Annotated in this window: 18 protein-coding genes and 9 tRNA genes; 19 read left to right on the top strand and 8 right to left on the bottom strand. The window is 45.1% G+C overall.

Translation table 11 applies throughout. The features are described from left to right. Nucleotides 1-134: 134 nt before the first annotated feature. On the top strand, nucleotides 135-770 hold the full coding sequence (locus Vt282_RS12510) for a TetR/AcrR family transcriptional regulator (protein WP_162063530.1): 636 nt from the start codon (nucleotides 135-137) through the stop codon (nucleotides 768-770). 126 nt (nucleotides 771-896) lie between these two features. Then, nucleotides 897-1,856 carry a DHH family phosphoesterase gene (locus Vt282_RS12505; protein ID WP_162063529.1) on the top strand — a complete coding sequence of 320 codons (960 nt, stop codon included), beginning with the start codon at nucleotides 897-899 and terminating at the stop codon, nucleotides 1,854-1,856. Between the two features lie 50 nt (nucleotides 1,857-1,906). Here Vt282_RS12505 and Vt282_RS12500 read toward each other — a convergent pair whose 3' ends face one another. The 6 genes from Vt282_RS12500 to rsgA form a co-directional block, all read right to left on the bottom strand. Beyond that, nucleotides 1,907-3,049 carry a murein hydrolase activator EnvC family protein gene (locus Vt282_RS12500; RefSeq protein ID WP_162045446.1) on the bottom strand — a complete coding sequence of 381 codons (1,143 nt, stop codon included), beginning with the start codon at nucleotides 3,047-3,049 and terminating at the stop codon, nucleotides 1,907-1,909. Between the two features lie 150 nt (nucleotides 3,050-3,199). Continuing rightward, complete coding sequence (gene gpmM / locus Vt282_RS12495) at nucleotides 3,200-4,732, bottom strand: 2,3-bisphosphoglycerate-independent phosphoglycerate mutase (RefSeq protein ID WP_162063528.1); 1,533 nt, start codon at nucleotides 4,730-4,732, stop codon at nucleotides 3,200-3,202. 285 nt (nucleotides 4,733-5,017) lie between these two features. Continuing rightward, nucleotides 5,018-5,905 (bottom strand): DMT family transporter, encoded by an 888-nt coding sequence (locus Vt282_RS12490; RefSeq protein WP_162063739.1) that lies wholly within the window; start codon nucleotides 5,903-5,905, stop codon nucleotides 5,018-5,020. A gap of 124 nt (nucleotides 5,906-6,029) precedes the next feature. Further along, complete coding sequence (locus Vt282_RS12485; RefSeq protein ID WP_162063527.1) at nucleotides 6,030-7,433, bottom strand: SLC13 family permease; 1,404 nt, start codon at nucleotides 7,431-7,433, stop codon at nucleotides 6,030-6,032. Nucleotides 7,434-7,604: 171 nt separating this feature from the next. After that, nucleotides 7,605-8,462: an archaetidylserine decarboxylase gene (gene asd, locus Vt282_RS12480; protein WP_162063526.1), complete on the bottom strand. Its 858-nt coding sequence runs from the start codon at nucleotides 8,460-8,462 to the stop codon at nucleotides 7,605-7,607. Nucleotides 8,463-8,571: 109 nt separating this feature from the next. After that, on the bottom strand, nucleotides 8,572-9,627 hold the full coding sequence (gene rsgA / locus Vt282_RS12475) for a small ribosomal subunit biogenesis GTPase RsgA (protein WP_162045450.1): 1,056 nt from the start codon (nucleotides 9,625-9,627) through the stop codon (nucleotides 8,572-8,574). 111 nt (nucleotides 9,628-9,738) lie between these two features. On the opposite strand from rsgA, the gene orn reads away from it, so the two are divergent. Continuing rightward, entirely contained in the window at nucleotides 9,739-10,284 is a 546-nt protein-coding gene (gene orn / locus Vt282_RS12470; RefSeq protein WP_162063525.1) for an oligoribonuclease, read from the top strand. 50 nt (nucleotides 10,285-10,334) lie between these two features. Here orn and Vt282_RS12465 read toward each other — a convergent pair whose 3' ends face one another. Continuing rightward, a complete protein-coding gene (locus tag Vt282_RS12465; RefSeq protein WP_332058902.1) occupies nucleotides 10,335-11,027 on the bottom strand; it encodes a hypothetical protein in 693 nt (230 codons plus the stop codon). A 374-nt stretch (nucleotides 11,028-11,401) separates the two neighbouring features. Between Vt282_RS12465 and Vt282_RS12460 the strand changes: the two genes are divergently transcribed. The 9 genes from Vt282_RS12460 to Vt282_RS12405 all read left to right on the top strand — a co-directional run bounded on the left by Vt282_RS12460 (nucleotide 11,402) and on the right by Vt282_RS12405 (nucleotide 12,590). Then, nucleotides 11,402-11,477: transfer RNA gene (locus Vt282_RS12460), tRNA-Gly, on the top strand. 150 nt (nucleotides 11,478-11,627) lie between these two features. Continuing rightward, nucleotides 11,628-11,703 (top strand) — tRNA-Gly (locus tag Vt282_RS12455). A 39-nt stretch (nucleotides 11,704-11,742) separates the two neighbouring features. Beyond that, nucleotides 11,743-11,819, top strand: a tRNA-Met gene (locus Vt282_RS12445). Nucleotides 11,820-11,852: 33 nt separating this feature from the next. After that, nucleotides 11,853-11,928 (top strand) — tRNA-Gly (locus Vt282_RS12440). A gap of 39 nt (nucleotides 11,929-11,967) precedes the next feature. Further along, nucleotides 11,968-12,041 (top strand) — tRNA-Met (locus tag Vt282_RS12430). Between the two features lie 144 nt (nucleotides 12,042-12,185). Beyond that, nucleotides 12,186-12,261: transfer RNA gene (locus tag Vt282_RS12420), tRNA-Met, on the top strand. 33 nt (nucleotides 12,262-12,294) lie between these two features. Next, a tRNA-OTHER gene (locus Vt282_RS12415) sits at nucleotides 12,295-12,369 on the top strand. A 38-nt stretch (nucleotides 12,370-12,407) separates the two neighbouring features. After that, a tRNA-Ser gene (locus Vt282_RS12410) sits at nucleotides 12,408-12,479 on the top strand. Between the two features lie 35 nt (nucleotides 12,480-12,514). After that, nucleotides 12,515-12,590, top strand: a tRNA-Gly gene (locus tag Vt282_RS12405). Between the two features lie 526 nt (nucleotides 12,591-13,116). Here the strand turns inward: Vt282_RS12405 and queG are convergent. Beyond that, the gene (gene queG / locus Vt282_RS12400; protein ID WP_162063524.1) at nucleotides 13,117-14,238 is read right to left on the bottom strand and encodes a tRNA epoxyqueuosine(34) reductase QueG; all 1,122 of its coding nucleotides are present in this window, start codon (nucleotides 14,236-14,238) and stop codon (nucleotides 13,117-13,119) included. Between the two features lie 190 nt (nucleotides 14,239-14,428). Between queG and tsaE the strand changes: the two genes are divergently transcribed. The 7 genes from tsaE to hflK all read left to right on the top strand — a co-directional run bounded on the left by tsaE (nucleotide 14,429) and on the right by hflK (nucleotide 22,550). Beyond that, nucleotides 14,429-14,893: a tRNA (adenosine(37)-N6)-threonylcarbamoyltransferase complex ATPase subunit type 1 TsaE gene (tsaE, locus tag Vt282_RS12395; protein ID WP_162063523.1), complete on the top strand. Its 465-nt coding sequence runs from the start codon at nucleotides 14,429-14,431 to the stop codon at nucleotides 14,891-14,893. After that, entirely contained in the window at nucleotides 14,887-16,605 is a 1,719-nt protein-coding gene (locus Vt282_RS12390; RefSeq protein WP_162045454.1) for a LysM peptidoglycan-binding domain-containing protein, read from the top strand. The genes tsaE and Vt282_RS12390 overlap by 7 nt, the downstream gene beginning before the upstream one ends. A gap of 14 nt (nucleotides 16,606-16,619) precedes the next feature. After that, nucleotides 16,620-18,599 carry a DNA mismatch repair endonuclease MutL gene (gene mutL / locus Vt282_RS12385; protein WP_162063522.1) on the top strand — a complete coding sequence of 660 codons (1,980 nt, stop codon included), beginning with the start codon at nucleotides 16,620-16,622 and terminating at the stop codon, nucleotides 18,597-18,599. Continuing rightward, the gene (gene miaA / locus Vt282_RS12380; RefSeq protein WP_162063521.1) at nucleotides 18,596-19,543 is read left to right on the top strand and encodes a tRNA (adenosine(37)-N6)-dimethylallyltransferase MiaA; all 948 of its coding nucleotides are present in this window, start codon (nucleotides 18,596-18,598) and stop codon (nucleotides 19,541-19,543) included. The genes mutL and miaA overlap by 4 nt, the downstream gene beginning before the upstream one ends. Nucleotides 19,544-19,721: 178 nt before the next feature. Further along, on the top strand, nucleotides 19,722-19,988 hold the full coding sequence (hfq, locus tag Vt282_RS12375) for an RNA chaperone Hfq (RefSeq protein ID WP_162045457.1): 267 nt from the start codon (nucleotides 19,722-19,724) through the stop codon (nucleotides 19,986-19,988). A 39-nt stretch (nucleotides 19,989-20,027) separates the two neighbouring features. Next, entirely contained in the window at nucleotides 20,028-21,317 is a 1,290-nt protein-coding gene (gene hflX, locus Vt282_RS12370; RefSeq protein ID WP_162045458.1) for a ribosome rescue GTPase HflX, read from the top strand. A 45-nt stretch (nucleotides 21,318-21,362) separates the two neighbouring features. Beyond that, on the top strand, nucleotides 21,363-22,550 hold the full coding sequence (gene hflK, locus Vt282_RS12365; protein WP_162045459.1) for an FtsH protease activity modulator HflK: 1,188 nt from the start codon (nucleotides 21,363-21,365) through the stop codon (nucleotides 22,548-22,550).

Below are 22,550 nucleotides of genomic sequence, written 5' to 3'. Positions count from 1 at the left end.
TTATTCGATATAAAAAAAGCGCCTGATTAGACCAGGCGCTTTTTATTATTCGGTACACTAGTGCATAACGAGTAAAGCAGCGATACACTACATCTGTAGATGGTATTGGATTAATTGAAAGGAACACTCCCACGATGAAGACGCGCGATAAAATAGTTCTAGCGGCGCTCGATCTTTTTAATGAGCATGGTGAGCGAAATATCACGACCAATCATATTGCCGCGCATATTGATATTAGTCCGGGTAACCTCTACTACCACTTTCGTAACAAGCAAGAAATCGTGCGAGAAATCTTTGCTTTGTACTCAAATGAACTGCTTGAGCGTTTTGCCCCGATATCAGTCCAGCAAGAGAGTTTGGTGATGTTAAAACGTTACCTCAACTCGATTTTCACTTTGATGTGGAAGTACCGTTTTTTCTACGCCAACCTACCTGAAATACTGCAGCGTGATGAAGACTTGCACCAAGACTACATTGTGGTTCAGGAGAAGCTGCAGGCGAATCTTGTGAGTATCATGGCTGACTTTGTCTCATTGGGTTTACTTAATGTCTCTCCTAGTGATATGAAGGCGCAAGTTCGTACTTTGCATTTGATCGCGACCAGTTGGTTAAGTTACCAGTCGGCGATGTCGACCAAGACTCAAATCACTGAGGATGTGATTCACCGAGGTATGCTGCAAATGATCTCCGTCGTGAAGCCACAAGCAACGGAAACTGGCTTGGAGCAACTGCAATTACTAGAAGAAGGCGTCAAAGCAATGCACGCTTGAGTACTAAGCTGACGTAAGATCATCGAGCGTATTATAATCGAAGGAGAGGGTTTATAACCTTTCGCTCTTTGTTTAATTGCATAGCAAAGGTTAGATTAATCATAATCTTATAACCTGAGTATTGTTATGCACTACGACGTTTTTAATGGTGATGCTGATGGCATTATCGCGCTTCTTCAACTGCGCTTAGCAGAGCCTAAATCGGCTCAGCTGGTTACAGGCGTTAAACGTGACATTCAACTGCTCGATAACATCAAGGTTGGCGTCGGTGATTCGTTAACAGTTCTCGATATTTCGATGAGCCGTAATCAGCAAGGCTTACGCCAAGCTTTGGAGTCTGGCGCTCAAGTATTTTATGCCGATCACCATCAAAGTGGTGATATTCCTACCTTCCCAACTCTTGAAGCACATATCAATCTTGATGCCAACACATGTACGGCTCTGATTGTCGACCAACTTCTTCAAGGTCGTTTCCATTATTGGGCGATAGTGGCGGCTTATGGCGATAATTTGCTTACACGCGCCGATGAGCTCGCACATTTGGCTGGCCTATCGCTTCAGCAAGCCCAACAGCTAAAAGAGTTGGGGACTCTAGTTAACTATAACGGCTATGGTGAGAGCCTTGATGATCTCCATTACCATCCTGCAAAGTTGTTTCAGCAGCTTTTGACTTACGATGATCCTTTCGCTGTTATTGCTGCGCAAGATTCACCGTACCATAGTCTAAAAGCGGCTTATCAGCAGGATATGAGCAGTGCTCAATCACTACAGCCTACCTATCAAGATGCGAACTTAAATGTCTATAAGCTGCCCAATAGCGCTGCCTCACGACGTATTAGCGGGGTTTATGGTAATTGGTTAGCCAACCAAACGCCGCATCAAGCGCATTTAGTCTTAACTGAAAACAGTCAGAATGGATATACGGTTTCGCTGCGTGCACCTTTAGATAACAAGCAAGGAGCGGGTGAACTATGCAGTCAGTTTTTTTCCGGGGGAGGGAGAGAGGCCGCTGGTGGCATCAACCATTTGGAGGTTGAGATGCTACCGTCGCTTATTCATAAAGTGAGTGATTACTACCAACGTTAATATATGAATTTAAAGGCGCTTTACAGCGCCTTCGGTAGATGAATTCATTCCTAGCGGCGTTTAAGCCAAGCAATAGGGTCTTGGGTTTTACTGTTACGGCGAATTTCAAAGTAGAGTGAGGCTTGTTCTTGACCTCCGGTATCACCGGCCAGCGCGATTTGCTCGCCAGCGGCGACCTTATCACCTTCTTTCTTCAATAGACTTTGGTTAAATCCGTACAGCGTCATATCCCCTTTACCGTGGTCGAGTAGCACCACTAAACCATAACCACGTAGGTAATCGGCGAAGACGACGGTGCCAGAGTAAACCGCTTTGACCGCTTGACCATAGTTGGCCTGAATCACCATACCTTTCCAATTAATTTGCCCGGTTTGTCGTGAGCCGTAGCTATTAAGAACTCTGCCCTTTACAGGCCATGGTAGTTTGCCTTTTTGGCGTGCGAGTCCATCCATTGGTACAGCATTGCGTTTCGCTGCTTTTGCTATCTCTGCTTTTAAACGCGCTTCATTACGTTGCAGTTCAGAGAGATAGACTCGATCACTGGAAATGCTTTTTTGAATTTTACTTACAGTACCTTTGCGCTGTGACTGGGCTTTGCTTAGCTGCTCGCGTTTATTGGTTTGTTGTTCAAGTAACTTCGTCAGTTGTTGTTTTTCGAGTAACAGTTGTTGTTCACTTTGCTCTAGATCTCGCGCCGTATTTTCAAGTTTCTCTATCGTCTCAGCACGTTGCTTTGCAAGATGTTGAAAGTAGTGGCTAATGCGATCATCATCCGCATTTTGCGATAAAACGTTAGTCGGTGATTTTGCTCGCTCAGTCACGTAGTAGGTTTGTAGCAATTGGATAAGCTTTTCACTTTGCGCTTTTTTTTGTGTTTGTAGCGCTGAAACCTTGTTATCTAGTGAAGCAATGTTCTGATTTGTCTGACCTAGCGAAGATTTGGTCTGTTTTATCTCTCGCTCTAAGTTGTTGATGCTTAGTTCTTGGTTTTTAAGTGACTTTTGCAGATCGTCGAGCTTTTTCTGTTGTGAGCTTAAGCTTTGTTTTTGACGTGAAATCTCACCTTTAACCCCAGATAATTCGTTTTGGTTCGCGGCAGATACAGGTGATAAAGCTAACGCACTAGTGCAAGACAGCGTGACAAGTAGCAGGGTAAAGCGGCGACGAAATTTGGATTCGGCTGAAAGTGTCATTAGCGCAAAATATCCTAAGCGTTTGATTGAGGGTCAGTATACCTAAAGAGAAATCGTGGAAGAAAGCGTAATGTCAAATCTTGTGGTGATGAATGCAGAAACAAAAACGCCCAAGTAATACTTGGGCGTTTTTAAGTTATGCGTTAGTGATTATTTAACGATAACGTGACCAGACATCTCTGCTGGGATTTCTAGACCCGCTAGCGATAGCATAGTTGGTGCTAGGTCAGACAGTTTACCACCTTCAACAAACTCAAGTGATTTGCTGCCTACGTACACAAGTGGTACTGGTAGATTAGTGTGTGCAGTGTGGATGCCGCCAGTTTCTGGGTCAACCATCATTTCAGCGTTACCGTGGTCAGCTGTGATTAGCATTTGGCCATCAACTTCGTTGATTGCTTCTACTACGCGACCGATGCAGTCATCGATAGCTTCGATAGCTTGTTTCGCTGCTTCGTATACACCGGTGTGACCAACCATGTCTGGGTTAGGGTAGTTACAGATGATAGTGTCGTATTTACCAGATTTGATCGCCGCCACTAGCTTGTCAGTCAGTTCGCCTGAGCTCATTTCTGGTTGTAGGTCGTATGTTGCGACTTTAGGAGACGCTACAAGTTGACGCTCTTCGCCATCAAACTCATTTTCAACGCCACCGTTGAAGAAGAAAGTTACGTGTGCGTATTTTTCAGTTTCTGAAATACGTAGCTGAGTTTGACCTTGCTTAGATAACCACTCACCGTAAGTGTTGTCTAGTGATGCTGGTGGGAATGCGATTGCTAGAGGAATATCTGCAGCGTATTGAGTCAGCATTACAAAGTTAAGCGCAGGGAATACAGCGCGCTCGAAACCGTCGAAACCAGGTACAAAAGTACGTGTGATTTGACGCGCACGGTCAGCACGGTAGTTCATGAAGATAACGGCATCGCCATCTTGCATGATCGCATCTTCTTGGTCCGCAGTTTTGATCGCAGTTGCTTTTACGAACTCATCGTTTTCATCACGAGCGTAAGCCGCTTCTAGACCTTCAACAGCAGTGTCGAATGTAAATTCTGCTTTTGCTTGAGTCAGCAGATCGTAAGCAACTTGAACGCGATCCCAGTTGTTGTCACGGTCCATAGCGTAGTAACGACCCACTAGTGATGCAACACGACCTTTGCCTAGTTTAGCGAACAGGTCTTGGAAGCGTTTTAGAGAGCCTTCAGCGCTGCGTGGCGGTGTGTCACGGCCGTCTAGGAAGCAGTGTAGGTAAATTTTCTCTGCGCCACGAGCGGCTGCCATTTCAACGGCTGCGTAGATGTGATCTTCGTGTGAGTGTACGCCACCTGGAGACATTAGACCCATGATGTGTACCGCTTTGTCTGCTTTTACAGCAGCATCGATTGCTTCAACTAGAGCTGGAGTTTGAACAAACTCACCGTCAGAAATTGATTTAGTGATTCGAGTAAGGTCTTGGTAAACGATACGACCAGCACCAATGTTAGTGTGACCAACTTCTGAGTTACCCATTTGACCGTCAGGTAGACCTACATCCATACCAGAGGCAGAGATTAGCGTGTTTGGATGTTCGGCAAATAGCTTATCCAAGTTTGGAGTCGCAGCATTTGCAATAGCGTTATTTGCTGTATCTTCACGGTGACCGTAACCGTCAAGGATAACTAGAGCCAAAGGCTTCTTAGCAGACATAGATTAAACCTCGTTAAAAATAGTAACTGTCGGAGTCAGGGACTAACCTGAGTACCTCAATACAAAACTAGCGTAATTTTACTACACTTTTTAACCAGAACTGTAGGTTAAGATCAAATATTGTTCGCGATTTCTCGTAGCAATCTTTCAGTGAATTATTTAATTCACCATACGCTTACATTAATAATGACTCTTATTCTCAACCATTGAGTGCGTTTGTAAAGTAGAAAAAACCAATCACTCTGATAGTTAATACGGCTAATTTTTGTCTCAAGCCCAATAGTGTTATTGCACCAAGATAGCGGAGCCAATTACCGCTAAACTCGCACCAAACCACGCATAACGATTGGGGCATCGTTTGGTGTAAATCCACAGTATAGGTAGCAGCATGATTGGTGTGGTAGAGGAAAGCAAAGCCACCATCCCCACATTCCCTTCTTGTAGAGCATATAAGATTAATGTCATGCCGACAGCCATCGCTAAAAAGGCATTAAAAGCGGTCAACAGAAACACGTTGCGATTAATGGTATGAGTGGCTTTGGCAATACGTGCACCAGTGAGCAATAACAAACTATGCGCGATAAAGGCAGACATCATACGCATTGCAGATGCCGCGACAGGATCAATATCGGTGAGCATCGTTGGTTTCGCGATAATCCCTCCGAGCGCTTGGCAAAGAGCGGCCAGTAATCCAAGACCAATACCGACCCAAGTACTACCATTGATGGTTTCTAACTGATTATTTTGCTGTCCTTTGCGGCCAAAGAAAATCGCTAACACCACCCCGGCAAAGACCAGGCTAGCTCCAAGCAATTCCAGTGTTGTCATATGCTCGCTAAACAGAAAATAGCCCAGAACAGCAGAAAAAACGGCATGACATGAGAACAGCAATCCGGCTTGGCGCGGCCCCATGCGATTGAGGCAAGAGAAAAGTGCAGTATCACCGATGAAGATACCAATAAGTCCAGAGATCACCATTGCACTTATTGAAGGTAAGGTAACCGTTGACCAACCTCCGGTGATCAGTGCCATTGATGCGAGGATAATGCTGGCACAGCCCATACGCCAACGGCTATAAGCAAAGCTGCCAAGATGTTTCGCAGGCGTCACAGAGATAACGCTAGAGAGCGCCCATAGAAAAGCGGCAGCAAGAGCTAACCATTCATAGCCCATAATTGAATTCATCCTTGAATCAATGCAAATACGCTCAGTGAGCGTCAATGAAGAATCAATAATATGCCTGAAGAAAGACGGCAAGCAAAGGACAAGAGAATGCCCGATGCTTGCTTATCGAAGATTATGAAAGGATCCAGTTGGCGATATAAACGATCGATAGACCAATCACACCGATGATGACACCGGTTTTCGCCATATCTTTGCTCTCAATCAGGCCTGTAGAATAAGCCAAAGAGTTTGGTGGCGTAGAGACCGGTAAAATCATACCGAGTGATGCCGAGAAGGCGACAACAACCAGTAAATTTTGCATATCTAGCGTTTGCATTGATACCCCAATTGCCGCCGCAATTGGCATTAAAAGGTTAGCGGTTGCGGTATTGGACATGAAGTTTGCCATTACCCAGCACACTAAAGACATGGTAATGATCACTGCCATTGGTGATAGTGACTCATAGTCGATTGCATGCGCAAGTGCGAATGCTAAGCCTGTTTTATCAAGGCCAATACCTATCGCAATACCACCGGCTACTAACCACAATACATCCCAGTTGATCAGTTTGAGCTCTTCCTTGCCCATGATGCCAGTAACGGTAAACACCGCTAACGGAATAATCGCCACCACATAAGTGTTCATGCCGTGTAGCTTGGTGGTCATCCACAATAGAATGGTCACGGCAAAAGTGGCGTATACCGTCATGGCTCGCCAGTTTTTTTGGAACGTACCATTAAGCTTTAACTCCATCTCTTTTTGTTGAGAAGGGAAAAGTTTTTGCAGTAAGAACCAAGCGATAGTCAATTGCACAATGACAAAAGGGAGTCCCATCATCATCCATTGCAAAAAGTCGATGGTGTTGTCACCGGTTAAATATTGCAAAGCAATGGCATTTGGCGGGGTACCAATAGGGGTTGCGATACCGCCGGTATTGGCTGAAATAGGAATACACAACACCAATGCTTTCACTCCAAGATCGCCTTTAGGGGCAGAGGCAACGATTGGCCCCAATAGTGCAAGCATCATTACTGTGGTGGCAGTGTTTGACATAAACATTGAGAAGATTGCGGTGATCAACATTAAGCCCAGCATGATAAAGCGTGGTTGGGTGCCAAATGGTTTGAGTAGCACCCGGGCTAAGTTGTTGTCCAACTCATATTTAGAGGCAGAAATTGCCAAGGCAAAACCACCCATAAAGAGAATGATGATCGGTGAGGAGAAGGCTCCAAAAATATCGGTATAAGCGACAAGTTCACCAAAATCATGACCGGCTGGTGGATTCCGAAATAGATGCAACCCTTTATTGGAGATCATGATCAGCTCAAGGGCGATGATTAATATCGATGTAGCAAAGACAGGGATGGGCTCCAACACCCACAAAAGAGCAGCGAGTAAGAAGATGGCAAGAAGTCGATGTTGGATAAGAGTAAGATCGTCAATAGGGATAGAATCAATGGGCATAAACAGAACCGCGAGCGGCAGCCCAAAACAGACTAAGAGCTTGATTATGGTGCCGTAATGAATCTTTTTCATAGGCGTTCGTACCTTTCAAATCGGAATTGAAAGCTAGATTAAAATATAAACAAATTAAGGTCTTAGACTGGGTTAATAATTTTGCAAACTGGTAAAATTTGTTGCGTTAGATTTGTTTTGGGTCAAAAAAATCCCCACATAAAGTGAGGATTATTTAAGCGCGTTTTTTGCTTATTTGCGATGGGCGTAGGCGGTGCCTAAAACGGTTTTCTCACCCAGTTTCATGCTGTCATCGAAGTGGATGCTGTCTTTTGCAAATAAGTTGATAACTGTTGAGCCAAGTTTAAAACGACCCATCTCTTCGCCTTTTTTCAACATCACAGATTTGTCACCCTCTGCAGGGTAGTCCCAACGATACACGGTGTTGCCACGTGGTGGCGTCACCGTGCCTGCCCAGATTTGTTCAATGCTACCAACGATGGTTGCACCAACCAGTACTTGTGCCATCGGGCCAAACTCAGTGTCAAAAATGCACACGACACGTTCGTTACGAGCAAATAGGTTGGGTACATTTTCTGCAGTTAGTGGATTCACTGAGAACAGATCACCAGGTACATAAATCATCTGACGTAACGTGCCATCACATGGCATGTGTACGCGGTGGTAGTCGCTTGGCGATAGGTACAGCGTTGCAAACTCACCATCAGCAAATTCTTCTGCCAGCTTTTCATCACCACCAAGCAATTCTAGCGCCGTGTAATCATGGCCTTTCGCTTGGATTAGCTTGCCATTTTCAATTGGACCAAATTGACTTACGCGAGCGTCAGCAGGGTGAGTGATTACGCTCTCGCCTTCAACCATTGGGCGAGCGCCTTCTTTCAATTCGCGGACGAAGAATTCATTGAACGTCTTAAAGTAGCTTGGATCTGACTGTAAAGCCTCATCCATGTTGACGTTGTATTGTTTGATGAACCAACGAATGATCGCTGTGGTTAGACCGCCAGCTTTTGCGGATGCAAGCTTGCCGACTAAACGCGTCAGGGCATGCTGTGGAATCCAATATTGCAGTCTAACTTTAATCTTATCCATTGTGTTTAATTCCAATGTTAATTATCTGTTTCAAAACTTTGGGCGCAGAATGTTACTTAATTCTGTGGCAAAAGTCAGCAGTTGCAGCGTATCTAAACAACAGCTTGCGTTAGAGGTCCGCTTTTTTGCTGCGTGAGTATTGGCGGTTCGCTTTGTTCTCCGTCATGCTTTCTAGAATGCGATGGTAGTTTTCGAAACGTGTTTCGCTCACCTCGCCATTCTCAACCGCTTCACGCAAAATACAGCCAGGATCATCCAAGTGCTTACAGTCTCGGAACTTACAGCCACCAAGGTACGGTTTAAATTCGATAAACGCTTTAGTCACTTCTTCGGCTTCTAAGTGCCACAAACCAAATTCGCGCACCCCTGGAGAGTCAATTAGATCGCCGCCAGAAGGAATATGATAAAGGCGAGCGGCGGTCGTGGTGTGTTGGCCCAATCCAGAGTTTTCTGAAATGGCGCCTTCTTCAATCTCGAGTTCAGGCATTAACGCGTTGACTAAGCTTGATTTACCCACACCTGATTGACCAACAAATATATTGATGCGGTCACGCAATGCTTGCTCCAATTCAGCGATGCCTTCGCCACTCTTCTTACTGACAAATTGAACCTTGTAACCGATACGCTCGTATTCATTCAGCCATTGGCGATAGGTTTCACGTTGCTCGTCCTCTAGTAAGTCGACTTTGTTCAGTACAATCAGTGGTGCGATGCCCAGAGTCTCCGACGCCACTAGGTAACGGTCGATAATGTTGAGTGATAATTCTGGTAGCACCGAAGAGACAATCACCATTTGGTCGATGTTCGCGGCAACCGGTTTTAGACCATCGTAGTAATCTGGGCGCGTTAATACTGAGCTACGTGGTTCAACGGCTTCAACCACACCTGAAATACCATCCATTGATTCTAAACCTGGACGCCAGATAACCTTATCGCCAGAAACAAGTGTTTCAATACCACGACGCAAGTTACAGCGATGAATGTCACCGCTTTCGCTGTCTTCAATATCGGCATGTTGACCAAATCGGGTGATGACAAGACCGGATTTTGAACCGCCCAGCATCGACTCGTCCCACTGGACGCTTTCTTCTTTTGTCAGCTTGCGTTTTTGATTGCTACGAACGCGTCGTACTTGACCTTTGGTTAGCTTTTTCTTTTTTGCCACGATGATCTACTTAATCTGATTCTCTTAGGTTCGATACCGCAGATTGCTATCTTGGGTATCCGAATTTGGGTATAGTACCTTTTTTAGCGAAAAACCAATAGGCAACGATTTATGTCCTTTAGCGATCAAAACTTAATCTGGGTTGATCTTGAGATGACTGGGCTGGATCCAGAGACTCATAAGATCATCGAAATCGCCACCATTGTCACTGATAGTGAACTCAATATTTTGGCTGAGGGCCCAGTACTGGCCGTGCATCAACCAGAGGAAGAACTGGCAAAGATGGATGATTGGTGCACCAACACACACACCAACAGTGGCCTAGTTGAACGAGTTCGTAACAGTCAAGTTGACGAGCAAGAAGCGATTCGTCAGACGGTTGAGTTTTTAGAAAAGTGGGTACCAAAAGGTAAGTCGCCAATTTGTGGTAACAGTATTGGTCAGGATCGTCGCTTTCTCTATAAGCACATGCCGGAATTGGAGGAGTATTTCCACTACCGCTATTTAGATGTGAGCACGCTAAAAGAACTGACTCGCCGCTGGCAGCCAGAGATCCTAGATGGTTTTTCTAAGCAAGGTAGCCATTTGGCGCTGGACGACATTCGCGAATCTATCGCTGAACTCAAATACTACCGTCAGACAATTTTTAAGATCTAAATCTAGTCAGTCGATAATTTCAAACCGCAGATTCATCTGCGGTTTTTTCTTTAAGGAACGGGAAGAAAGACAAACTGCGCCACACCATGGGCAACCTTGGTAATACTACGATCGGTTTTATCAGCAACAATCAATGCCATCATATCTTGTACCATTACCATCTTGGCAAAAAGACGATCGAAACTGATGTCGATATTCTCTTCGGTGAAATGGTTACTGAGTATTAATGGCTCTCCCTGACTGTCTTTACGGTGGTATAGTCGCCAAACAAACACTTCTATATTTCGAGCGCTGTTGTAGAGCGATTGTTCATCAAGTGAGTCGAGAATAAAAAATTCTTGTTGATGATTGTAAGAGCGGCGCAGCATTTCAGTAAGGCCAACAATCGCGGCAAACACTCGGTCGCCTTGATAGTTTTCATCAAACGCGAGAAGAATAGCATCAATACTGGTTTTGTTGCCAAGTTCTTCAAACACCAAAGGTTTAGCTTCAAGTTCGTCTGGACGCCCAAATATCTGCAGCATACGGTCTTCAATTGTTATCCCGTTGAGCTTGTTAAGTTGATTGGGATTACGCACGTATAATTTGCGAGTCAGTTCCATTAGCAGTTCTTTTTGCTGCTTTACATGTACGTCCATGACAAAGTCGACATCGGTTTTACCCAAATTTCGCACGGGCTTTGGCATTGAGCCACAACCAATAAGTGATAGACCGAGAAAGATCAGCAATAGAAACTTAGTCAAAGATTGAAACTCGCCCCTTGCGATCACGATCAACTCCATCTGCATCAAGATACTATTTATGATGTTTTATAACCAAATGCTTACTTTTAAACCAGTTATAGCGTCTTTTAAAAGTCGGTTTGCTCGGTTATGGTCTCATTTACGAATTAAATCTTGTTGCCAATAAATAAAGTGCTTTTAAAAATCAGCTAATTAAGCGTAGATAATTTAACCATTGCAGTGCTCGTATTTTGTTCAAAACCGGATTTTTAACCATGCTTTTGTGTGCTTTTTCATCAAACGAGAAAAAAACTACGATTTTTCGCAGGAAGGGCTTGCATCACAAAAAAATGCTCTTATAATTCGCAGCCCTGAACGACGGAAACGTTGTTGATGCGACACTAGCTCAGTTGGTAGAGCGCAACCTTGCCAAGGTTGAGGTCACGAGTTCGAACCTCGTGTGTCGCTCCAGTTTGATAGCTTTCATTGTGCTTAACAATGACATCCGGACGCGGGATGGAGCAGCTTTGGTAGCTCGTCGGGTCTCAAACCCGAAGGTCGTTGGTTCAAATCCAGCTCCCGCAACCACATTAAGGTAAATTGCTTAGGCGATTTATCAATGCGACACTAGCTCAGTTGGTAGAGCGCAACCTTGCCAAGGTTGAGGTCACGAGTTCGAACCTCGTGTGTCGCTCCAGTTTGATAGCTTTCATTGTGCTTAACAATGACATCCGGACGCGGGATGGAGCAGCTTGGTAGCTCGTCGGGCTCATAACCCGAAGGTCGTTGGTTCAAATCCAGCTCCCGCAACCACATTAAGATAAATTGCTCAGGCGATTTATCAATGCGACACTAGCTCAGTTGGTAGAGCGCAACCTTGCCAAGGTTGAGGTCACGAGTTCGAACCTCGTGTGTCGCTCCAGTTTGATAGCTTTCATTGTGCTTAACAATGACATCCGGACGCGGGATGGAGCAGCTATAGCTCGTCGGCTCATAACCCGAAGGTCGTTGGTTCAAATCCAGCTCCCGCAACCACATTAAGATAAATTGCTCAGGATTTATCAATGCGACACTAGCTCAGTTGGTAGAGCGCAACCTTTAAGGTTGAGGTCACGAGTTCGAACCTCGTGTGTCGCTCCAGTTTGATAGCTTTCATTGTGCTTAACAATGACATCCGGACGCGGGATGGAGCAGCTTGGTAGCTCGTCGGGCTCATAACCCGAAGGTCGTTGGTTCAAATCCAGCTCCGCAACCACATTAAGATAAATTGCTCAGGCGATTTATCAATGCGACACTAGCTCAGTTGGTAGAGCGCAACCTCGTTAGGTTGAGGTCACGAGTTCGAACCTCGTGTGTCGCTCCAATTTGATAGCCCTCATTGTGCTTAACAATGATAAAGATGCGACACTAGCTCAGTTGGTAGAGCGCAACCTTGAAGGTTGAGGTCACGAGTTCGAACCTCGTGTCGCTCCAATTTAATAGCCCTCATTGTGCACAATGACAAAGATGCGACACTAGCTCAGTTGGTAGAGCGCAACCTTGCCAAGGTTGAGGTCACGAGTTCGAACCTCGTGTGTCGCTCCAATTTTTTATCAAATGAACCACCATTTGATGTGGCTAAAATTAGCCATCCGCTCTTTCTAATGCTGTGAAGCATAATCCCCAAAAAATTAAAATTGTTTAGGTTGATTTTGACCTAAATTTTGTATTTCTGCGTTTTGAGCTCAAATCTCCAAATGCTATGCCTCTGTATATGCGAAATTTATCGTGTAACTAACAGACTTATCCACAAATTAGATGTTGTGGATAACTTGGTGGGTAACCTGAAATATAGCTCTTGATAACCCCTTCAAAAAAAGATCTTTCTCTGAACTGTAGTCACATTTTGTGAAATGAATTAGTGTAAATGGCTGATATGTAAAGGTTTATTTTTTGTCGAGCATTGATTCGTTTAAAAATGGATCATTATCTAAAAATACATTGATCCTAGTCATAAATTTGTTCTGTGGTTAACTTTTGTTTGATTAGATTTTTAATCACTGTAGTTAATTTTTCCACATATACAAATTGAGAGACAACTCAAATTATTTATTCGTAAAGTTGGCAAGCATTATGCGTCTCTTGGAAGACCTTTTTGCACAATTCGAATTAATCGTTCTTGCTTTATCCTAATTCCATTTTTTTCGTCTGCTTGAGAGAGTTGCTGAGTCATAGCCCAGTCAATATGTTCGTCAAGCTCAGAGGACAAGCCTTTACGACTTTCGAGTGATTCAATGATTGCATGAGAAAAAGGTGCATTGCCCATCGCGACGCTAATATTGCGCAGCCATTGCTGATGCCCAATACGGCGAATTGCGGAGCCTTCCATATTTTTTAGGAAGGTTGTTTCATCCCAATTAAACAGTGTGACCAAATCCGGACTCTCTAATGAGGCGCGACGGTGAAAATCGGTTTGTTGTGTGACTTCAGAATAACGATTCCATGGGCAAACTAATTGGCAATCATCACAGCCATAGATTCTATTACCCATCGCTTTGCGAAATTCGACCGGAATAATGCCATCAAATTCAATCGTCAAATATGAAATGCAGCGACGGGCATCGATAACCCCGTCCTCGATAATGGCGGAAGTCGGACAAGAGGTAATACAGGCTTTGCAATTACCACATTGATTGTCACTGGCTTCATCGACGGGTAGCGGAATATCAACCAGTAATTCGCCGAGAAAAAACCATGAGCCACAGTCTTTATCTAAAATCAGTGAGTGTTTACCTGTCCAGCCAAGCCCCGCTTTTTGTGCCAGAGGACGTTCGAGTATTGGGGCGGAGTCAACAAATGGACGGCAATTGAGGTGTTCGACTTCTTGCTCGATCAATTGTCCAAGCTTTTTCAGTTGATTGCGTACTAGCTTGTGGTAATCACGCCCAAGCGCGTAGCGGCTGATATAAGCATGATTGGGATTACTAAGATTCGTTGCAAATTGAGCTTGTGGTGGTAGATAGTCCATACGAGCACTGATCACGCGAATAGTGCCAGGTAGTAACTCATTAGGTCTGGCGCGCATCATGCCATGGCGAGCCATCCAGTCCATACTGCCGTGATAGCCCGCATCCAGCCATTTTTGCAGCTCTGCTTCATGCTCTTGCAAGTTTACATCGCAGATGCCAACTTTTTGAAAGCCAAGCTCTTTGGCCCAAATTTTGATTTTATCGGCTAGCTCTTGGTAATTCATGCAAGTGTCACTCAACAAAAAGGGGGACGGATCTTACAAGATCTTAAGGTGAGGATCTAGCCAATACACAAGCCACCAATCGCGAATATTTTCCTTTTACTTACATAAGAGATCTTGTCTCTCAAATCCAACCCAGTTTACTATTCCAGTTCTTTTGATTTTTATATAGTCATTCCAGAGAAGATTAGTCATGAGCTCAAAACATTTTGTCCTACCAGATGAACAAGCAACGATCCAATTAGGAACGGCGTTAGCCAATTTGTGCTCGCAGCAAACCACCATTTATCTTCATGGTGATCTTGGTGCGGGTAAAACCACATTCAGTCGTGGCTTCGTTCGTGCGTTAGGGCATCAAGGTAATGTAAAGAGCCCAACATATACACTAGTAGAGCCTTATCAACTTGCTCAATGGCAAGTGTATCATTTCGATCTTTACCGATTGGCGGATCCTGAGGAACTAGAGTTTATGGGTATTCGCGACTATTTCACTGCTGACGCTATCTGTTTAGTTGAATGGCCTGAAAAAGGGACAGGATTACTGCCGGAAGCCGATCTAGACATTGATATTCGTTATAACGGTGAGCAACGTATTGCTCAGGTTACTGCAAACAATGAATATGGTATTCGCCTGCTAGACTTATTGGAGTTATGTTGATCATCCATCCTTTGCGCGCTTTTACTCTATGCATAGCATTAGTGTTTTCACTGCTTTCAGCGTCTTCTTGGGCTAATGCATTAGAGAGTCTTCGAGTTTGGCCTTCTCCTGATGAAACTCGAGTAGTTATTGATCTTAAATCAGAAGCTGAGTTTAGCTATTTCACGCTTTCCAGCCCTGAACGTTTGGTTGTCGATCTAAAGGATACTCAACTCAAAACTAAACTGCCGCTGAATGTTCAGGACAGTCCAGTGTTGAAAAAGATCCGTAAGAGTACGCCGCCTAAAGCGGGAACGTATCGTCTGGTCTTTGAGTTAACCAAAAAAACCGCTGTGCAGCTATTTAAGCTCGCACCGACACCGGGCGGACAATATGGCCATCGGTTGGTGGTAGATATCAGTCATGGTGCGAGCAAAACAGCGCCGAGCACACCGGCTGCAAGTAAGAGTGAAGTGAGCCGTGATGCGTCACAGTTACTTGGTACTGCGGATATTGTTGTTGCTCTTGATGCCGGCCATGGTGGCGAAGATCCAGGCTCGATCGGTCCGACACGTAAATACGAAAAACACGCGACTCTATCGATTGCCAAAAAAGTTGCCGATCAAATTAATGCCATTCCTGGAATGAAGGCAGTATTGACTCGTCGTGGTGACTACTTTGTTAACTTGAACAAGCGTTCAGAGATTGCACGCAAGAACAAAGCGCACTTGTTAGTTTCTATTCATGCTGACGCCTTCCATTCGCCACAACCTCGTGGTGGTTCGGTGTTCGTGCTCAATACGCGTCGTGCCAATACTGAAATTGCTCGCTGGGTTGAAAACCATGAAGAACAGTCTCAGCTTTTAGGTGGCGCCGGTGAAGTGTTGGCGAAAAACAACAACGACAAGAACGTGAGCCAAACCTTGTTGGATCTGCAATTTAGTCACTCACAAAAAGAAGGCTATAAAGTCGCGACCAAGATTTTGCGAGAAATGAGCCTAGCGGGTGTGCGCTTACATAAAAAAGAGCCAGTTAATGCTAGCCTTGCGGTATTGAAATCACCGGATATTCCGTCTGTATTGGTGGAGACCGGTTTTATATCTAACCCGACAGAAGAGAAATTACTCTTCCAGCGTAGCCATCAAGACAAACTTGCTCGTGCTTTAACTAAAGCGATTGTGAAATACTTTGAAGAAAATCCACCAGAAGGCACTTTGTTTGCTAATCGTGGCAAAACGATAAAACACAAAGTTGCGCGTGGTGAATCACTGTCAGTGATTGCTAAGAAGTATGGCTCTTCAACCAAAGCGATTATGGCGGCGAATAACCTCAAGAGTTCGAGCTTAGCGATTGGCCAAGTGTTAACGATTCCGGGTGCAAGTTCGCCAGTGTCGGTGCCGAAAGCCAGCAATCCAGTGGAAACAAAGACCATTACTCACGTGGTACAGCGTGGCGAGTATTTGGGCAAGATTGCCAGCAAGTACAAAGTATCGGTTGCGGATATTAAACGTCAAAATAATCTTCGCTCGGATACCTTGAAGCTAGGTCAGAAACTCAAGATTACCGTTAGCTTAAAAGATCAGCCATTGCGCAAGCACAAAGTACAGCGCGGCGAGTTTTTAGGTAAGATTGCTGATAAATACAATGTGAGCATTAATAGTTTACGCCGAGCCAATAACCTGAGATCGGATCAACTGGCTATCGGTCAGGTATTGATCATTCCTCATAACTAAGCAGAAAGTGAACCATGACGATTAAGATCCTACCCGCTCGGCTTGCTAACCAAATCGCCGCTGGTGAGGTGGTAGAAAGACCCGCTTCGGTCGTAAAGGAGCTTGTCGAAAATAGCTTGGACTCAGGCGCGACTCGTATCGATATTGATATTGAGAAAGGTGGCGCCAAGTTAATTCGTGTTCGAGACAATGGCAAAGGCATTGTGAAAGATGAACTTGGCCTTGCGCTAAGTCGTCATGCAACGTCAAAGATCCATTCTTTAGATGATCTTGAAGCGATAATGAGCCTGGGTTTTCGTGGTGAGGCACTTGCGAGTATCAGCTCAGTGTCTCGTCTTACCTTAACTTCGCGTCCGGTGACCCAAGAGCAAGCATGGGCAGCGCACAGTGAAGGTCGCGATATGGCAGTGAAGCTTCAACCGGCTGCGCATCCTATTGGTACCTCGGTTGAAGTGCTCGATCTCTTCTTCAATACCCCTGCAAGGCGTAAGTTTCTGCGCACAGAAAAAACTGAATTTGCACATATTGATGAACTCATCAAACGTATTGCTCTCAGCCGTTTTGATGTCACGATCAATTTGCGCCATAACGGCAAGTTGGTGAAGCAGTATCGAGACGCAAAAACGGAAGTTCAAGCAGAAAAGCGTATTGCGGCGGTATGCGGTAACAGCTTCGTGCGCAGTATGCTTAAGATTGAGCTTGAGCATCAAGGTCTAAAGCTTCACGGCTGGATCACCACACCCGATGGTGCTCGTCAACAAAGTGATTTGCAGTACTGTTACGTTAATGGCCGTATGATGCGTGACAAATTGATCAACCATGCGATTCGTCAAAGTTATGAAAATAGTTTGCGTCCCGATCAATTTGCAACCTATGTGCTGTATATCGATATTGATCCGCACCAAGTTGACGTCAATGTTCATCCCGCTAAACACGAAGTGCGTTTTCATCAAGCCCGTTTAGTGCACGATTTTATCTATCAAGCGTTAGCCGATGCCTTGGCGCAAAGTCACCATATCGACCAACCTCAGATCAATACCTCAGCCTTCCATCACGCTGCGGATGATCCGTCAGAAACGCTCTCATCAGAGTCGATGGATACGGATAAACCGACATCGTTTCCAGCTGAGCTAAATCAGGTCGTACCTGAGCAAGTTTACCAAGCGATTGAGCGAGTCCCTCATTATCCAGGGCGCGCAGTTGATCCTGCTAGTGATGAAGACATAACACAAGTGCGGGAGCAAGCTCCGCGTAATGATTGGGTTGAGAGTCGCTCTGTTCCGCGCGTTAAGCCTCAAGAACGCCATGCCGCACCAACGCCTTCCAAGCAGGAAGTCGCAGCTTATCAACAGTTGATGCAAACACCTAAGTTACCGCCATCATCGCCACGCGAGCCCCAACCATCGAGTCAGGTAGATGCAGCAATAGAATCTTTGGGTAAAGCGATCTGCATGGCTTCAGGTCAATTTGTCATGATGGCCAATAAGGCGGGCGCACATGTCGTTTCCTTGCCATATGCCGAATGGTTGCGTGTGTTGGGGCAACTTCAAGTAAGTAATGAAGGGTTAAAGAGCCAGCCTTTATTGGTGCCATTGGGGTTAAAAATTGACGCTCCGCAGAGTGAGGCGGTCAAGCAGCATCAAGATCAGTTTCGTCAGTTGGGCATAGAGTTCAAACTGCGTAATGAACAATCATTGATGGTGATGGGGGTTCCCCAACCGCTGCGCCAACAAAACTTACAACAGTTGATGCCGAATCTGTTATCTTACGCCGCTTCATTTACCGCTCCGGAAAAGGGTAACCTCGACTGGCGTATTTTGAGTAAATGGTTAGCCGATACAGTGACGTCAGCAAAAAGTGACTACACTTTATCTGAAGCGATTCAAATCGTTGCTGAAGTAGAAATGCTTTGGCAAGAAGCGCTTCCTTTACATGATCCACAATTTGTCAGGCCGATTGATTTTACTGCAACCATTGCAGCGTTTAATTTATGAATAAAGAATTGCCATTAGCCCTGTTTTTAATGGGGCCAACAGCGTCAGGTAAAACCGACTTAGCTATCCGTCTTCGCCAGCGATACCCAGTGGAAATTATTTCAGTAGATTCAGCGTTGATCTACAAAGGTATGGACATTGGTACCGCAAAACCGGATGAGAATGAATTGGCACTGGCGCCGCATCGTCTGATTGATATATTGGATCCAACAGAGTCATATTCTGCAGCTGATTTTCGTCGTGACGCCATTCAAGCGATGAATGAGATTGTGGCTGACGGTAAAATTCCGCTGCTCGTTGGCGGTACAATGCTGTATTACAAAGCATTATTGGAAGGTCTGTCACCTCTTCCTGCTGCAAACCCTGAAATTCGTAAACAAATCGAGCAGGAAGCATTGACTCTCGGTTGGGGCGTGCTGCACGATCAGCTGCATGAAATTGATCCTGTATCAGCCCAACGCATCCATCCCAACGATCCACAAAGATTGTCTCGAGCGTTGGAAGTTTATCGAATTTCAGGTAAAACTCTTACTGAGTTGACGCAAACCAAAGGTGAGAGCCTACCGTTTAACGTCAAACAATTTGCAATCGCTCCCAAGGATAGGGCGGAGCTCCACCGTCGAATTGAGCTACGTTTTGAAAAGATGATCGAGGCTGGTTTTGAAGAGGAAATGCGAGCGTTGTACGCGCGTGATGATCTTCATCCGGATCTTCCGTCGATTCGCTGCGTAGGTTATCGACAAATGTGGGACTATTTGGATGGGAATTGCACTATTGATGAAGCGATATTTCGTGGCGTCTGTGCAACCCGCCAATTGGCCAAGCGACAAATTACCTGGTTACGCAGCTGGGATAATTTAACTTGGTTAGATAGCGAAAACATTGAACAAGCACTAGAAACTGTCTCAAATGCCGTGGCATCGAGTGGTTCAAGCTGTGTATAATGTGATCGCTTTTGCGTGAATGTACCCTGTAAAGGATCTGTTACTTGAATTTTGCGGTATTTACCGCCATAACAGTAATTCAGGGCTTTTTATTCGTTTAGCTCCGATGTAACAAACGGTTGTTACAATAACCGATAGCTAAATAACTAAAACAAAATTACAAAATAAGGAAAATAAAATGGCTAAGGGGCAATCTCTACAAGACCCATTCTTAAACGCGCTACGTCGTGAGCGTATTCCCGTGTCTATCTACCTTGTGAACGGAATTAAGCTTCAAGGTCAGATCGAATCTTTTGACCAATTCGTGATCCTATTGAAAAACACGGTTAACCAAATGGTGTACAAACACGCGATCTCTACGGTTGTACCTGCTCGTCCAGTAAGCCACCACAGTGGTGAACGCCAAGCAAACGGTGACCGTCCATCAGAGAAATCGGAAGATTAATCCCTGATCACAATTAGTTTTATTTTAAGGAGTTGATGCTTGTTTGACCGTTATGAAGCCGGTGAGCGAGCCGTACTTGTTCATGTCAACTTCACGCAACAAGGGGAGTGGGAAGATCTCAGCGAATTTGAAATGCTGGTATGGTCTGCTGGAGTGTCGTCGTTACAAGTTGTAACGGGGAGTCGACAGTCCCCACACCCTAAATACTATGTTGGTGAGGGCAAAGCTCAGGAAATTGCGCAGTATGTGCAAACGACTGATGCCGACGTGGTGATCTTCAACCACGCCCTCTCTCCTGCCCAAGAGCGTAACCTCGAGAGGTTGTGCCAATGTCGAGTGTTAGACCGTACTGGTTTGATCTTAGATATCTTTGCACAACGTGCCCGTACCCACGAAGGTAAATTACAAGTTGAGCTCGCTCAGCTTCGTCACATTTCGACTCGCCTTATTCGTGGTTGGACTCACCTTGAACGTCAAAAAGGTGGTATCGGTTTACGTGGTCCAGGTGAAACTCAGTTAGAGACTGACCGACGTTTATTGCGTGAACGTATTAAAGCCATTTTGCGCCGATTGGAAAAAGTGGCCAAACAACGTGAGCAAGGTCGCCGAGCAAGAAGTCGAGCAGAAATCCCAACCATTTCTCTTGTTGGTTATACCAACGCAGGGAAATCTACTCTGTTTAACCGTATTACAGCAGCTGGCGTTTACGCGGCGGATCAATTGTTTGCTACATTAGACCCGACATTGCGTAAGATAGAACTAGCTGACGTTGGCGCTGCCATACTTGCTGATACCGTGGGATTTATTCGCCACTTACCGCATGATTTGGTTGCTGCCTTTAAAGCGACGCTGCAAGAAACGCAAGAAGCTGACATTTTGTTACATGTTGTCGATGCCAGTGATGAGCGTTTTCGTGAGAATATTCAAGCAGTACATGAAGTACTAGAAGAGATCGACGCTAACGAGGTTCCCACTCTGGTTGTCATGAATAAGATTGATAACCTCGAAGGGCAAGAGCCACGTATCGAACGTGATGAGGAAGGTATTCCTCGTACAGTTTGGGTGTCTGCTATGGCAGGCAAAGGCATGGATCTTTTATTTGCAGCCTTGACTGAGCGCCTAGCGAGTCAAATGGTGCAATACCAATTGTGTATTCCTCCACAACATCAAGGTCGATTACGTAGTACATTCTTCCAAATGAAGTGTATTCAGCAAGAAGAATATGACCAAGATGGAAACTTGTTGATTAATATTCGTATGCAACAGGTGGATTGGTCTAGACTTGAAAAAAGAGAAGGGGCAGTTTTACGTGACTTTATAGTTACTTAAATGACTGCTACAGTATAACGTCATATCAAATGATGGAGCTTTCTAATGGCGTGGAATGAGCCTGGTAATAATAACGGCAACAATGGCCGCGATAACGACCCTTGGGGTAATAATAATCGCGGTAACAAAGGTGGCCGTGATCAAGGACCGCCAGACTTAGACGAAGTCTTCAATAAACTGAGTCAGAAACTGGGTGGAAAGTTTGGTGGAAAAGGCGGTAAAGGCCCAACTATCGGTGGTGGCGGTGCACTAGGTTTTGGTGTGATCGCTGCGATTGCGGTAGCAATTTGGTTCTTTGCTGGTTTTTACACTATTGGCGAAGCAGAGCGCGGTGTTGTTCTGCGACTAGGTAAATACGACCGTGTGGTCGATCCTGGTCTTAACTGGCGTCCTCGTTTTATCGACGAAGTGACACCTGTTAACGTACAAGCGATTCGTTCGCTACGTTCATCAGGTCTAATGCTGACCAAAGATGAAAACGTAGTAACAGTTGCGATGGACGTGCAATATCGTGTCGCTGATCCATATAAATATTTATTCCGTGTAACCAACGCTGATGACAGCTTGCGTCAAGCTACGGATTCTGCACTACGTGCAGTAATCGGTGACTCATTGATGGATAGCATTCTAACCAGCGGTCGTTTATCAATTCGTCAAAACACTCAAGTAACGCTTGAGAAGATTGTTGATAGTTACGACATGGGTATCGAAGTTGTCGCGGTGAACTTTGAAGATGCTCGTCCGCCAGAAGAAGTAAAAGATGCATTTGATGATGCAACAGCTTCTCGTGAGGATGCGCAACGTTTCAAACGTGAAGCAGAAGCTTACCAAAACGACATCATTCCTAAAGCGAAAGGTCGTGCGGAACGTTTATTGAAAGAAGCACAAGGTTACAGTGAGCGCACAATCAATGGTGCCTTGGGTCAAGTTGCTCAGTTCGAGAAACTACTACCAGAGTATCAAGCTGCGCCAAAAGTAACGCGTGATCGTCTGTACCTAGATACTATGGAACGTGTGTACGCAAATACGTCGAAAGTGTTGATTGATTCTGAATCGAGCGGCAATCTACTTTACCTACCAATTGATAAACTGGCAGGTGAGAAGAGCGGCGCTAAGAAAGACACCACTCAACAAACGTCTGCGTATGACCAAATTGAATTGGAGCCTCAGTTGAATATTCCGAGTTCTGACTCAACTTCACGCTCATCTACGACACGTCAAGGGAGATATTAA

This window comes from Vibrio taketomensis (assembly GCF_009938165.1).
In the GTDB taxonomy this organism is placed as follows: domain Bacteria; phylum Pseudomonadota; class Gammaproteobacteria; order Enterobacterales; family Vibrionaceae; genus Vibrio; species Vibrio taketomensis.
This window is presented reverse-complemented; position numbering and strand designations above follow the sequence as displayed.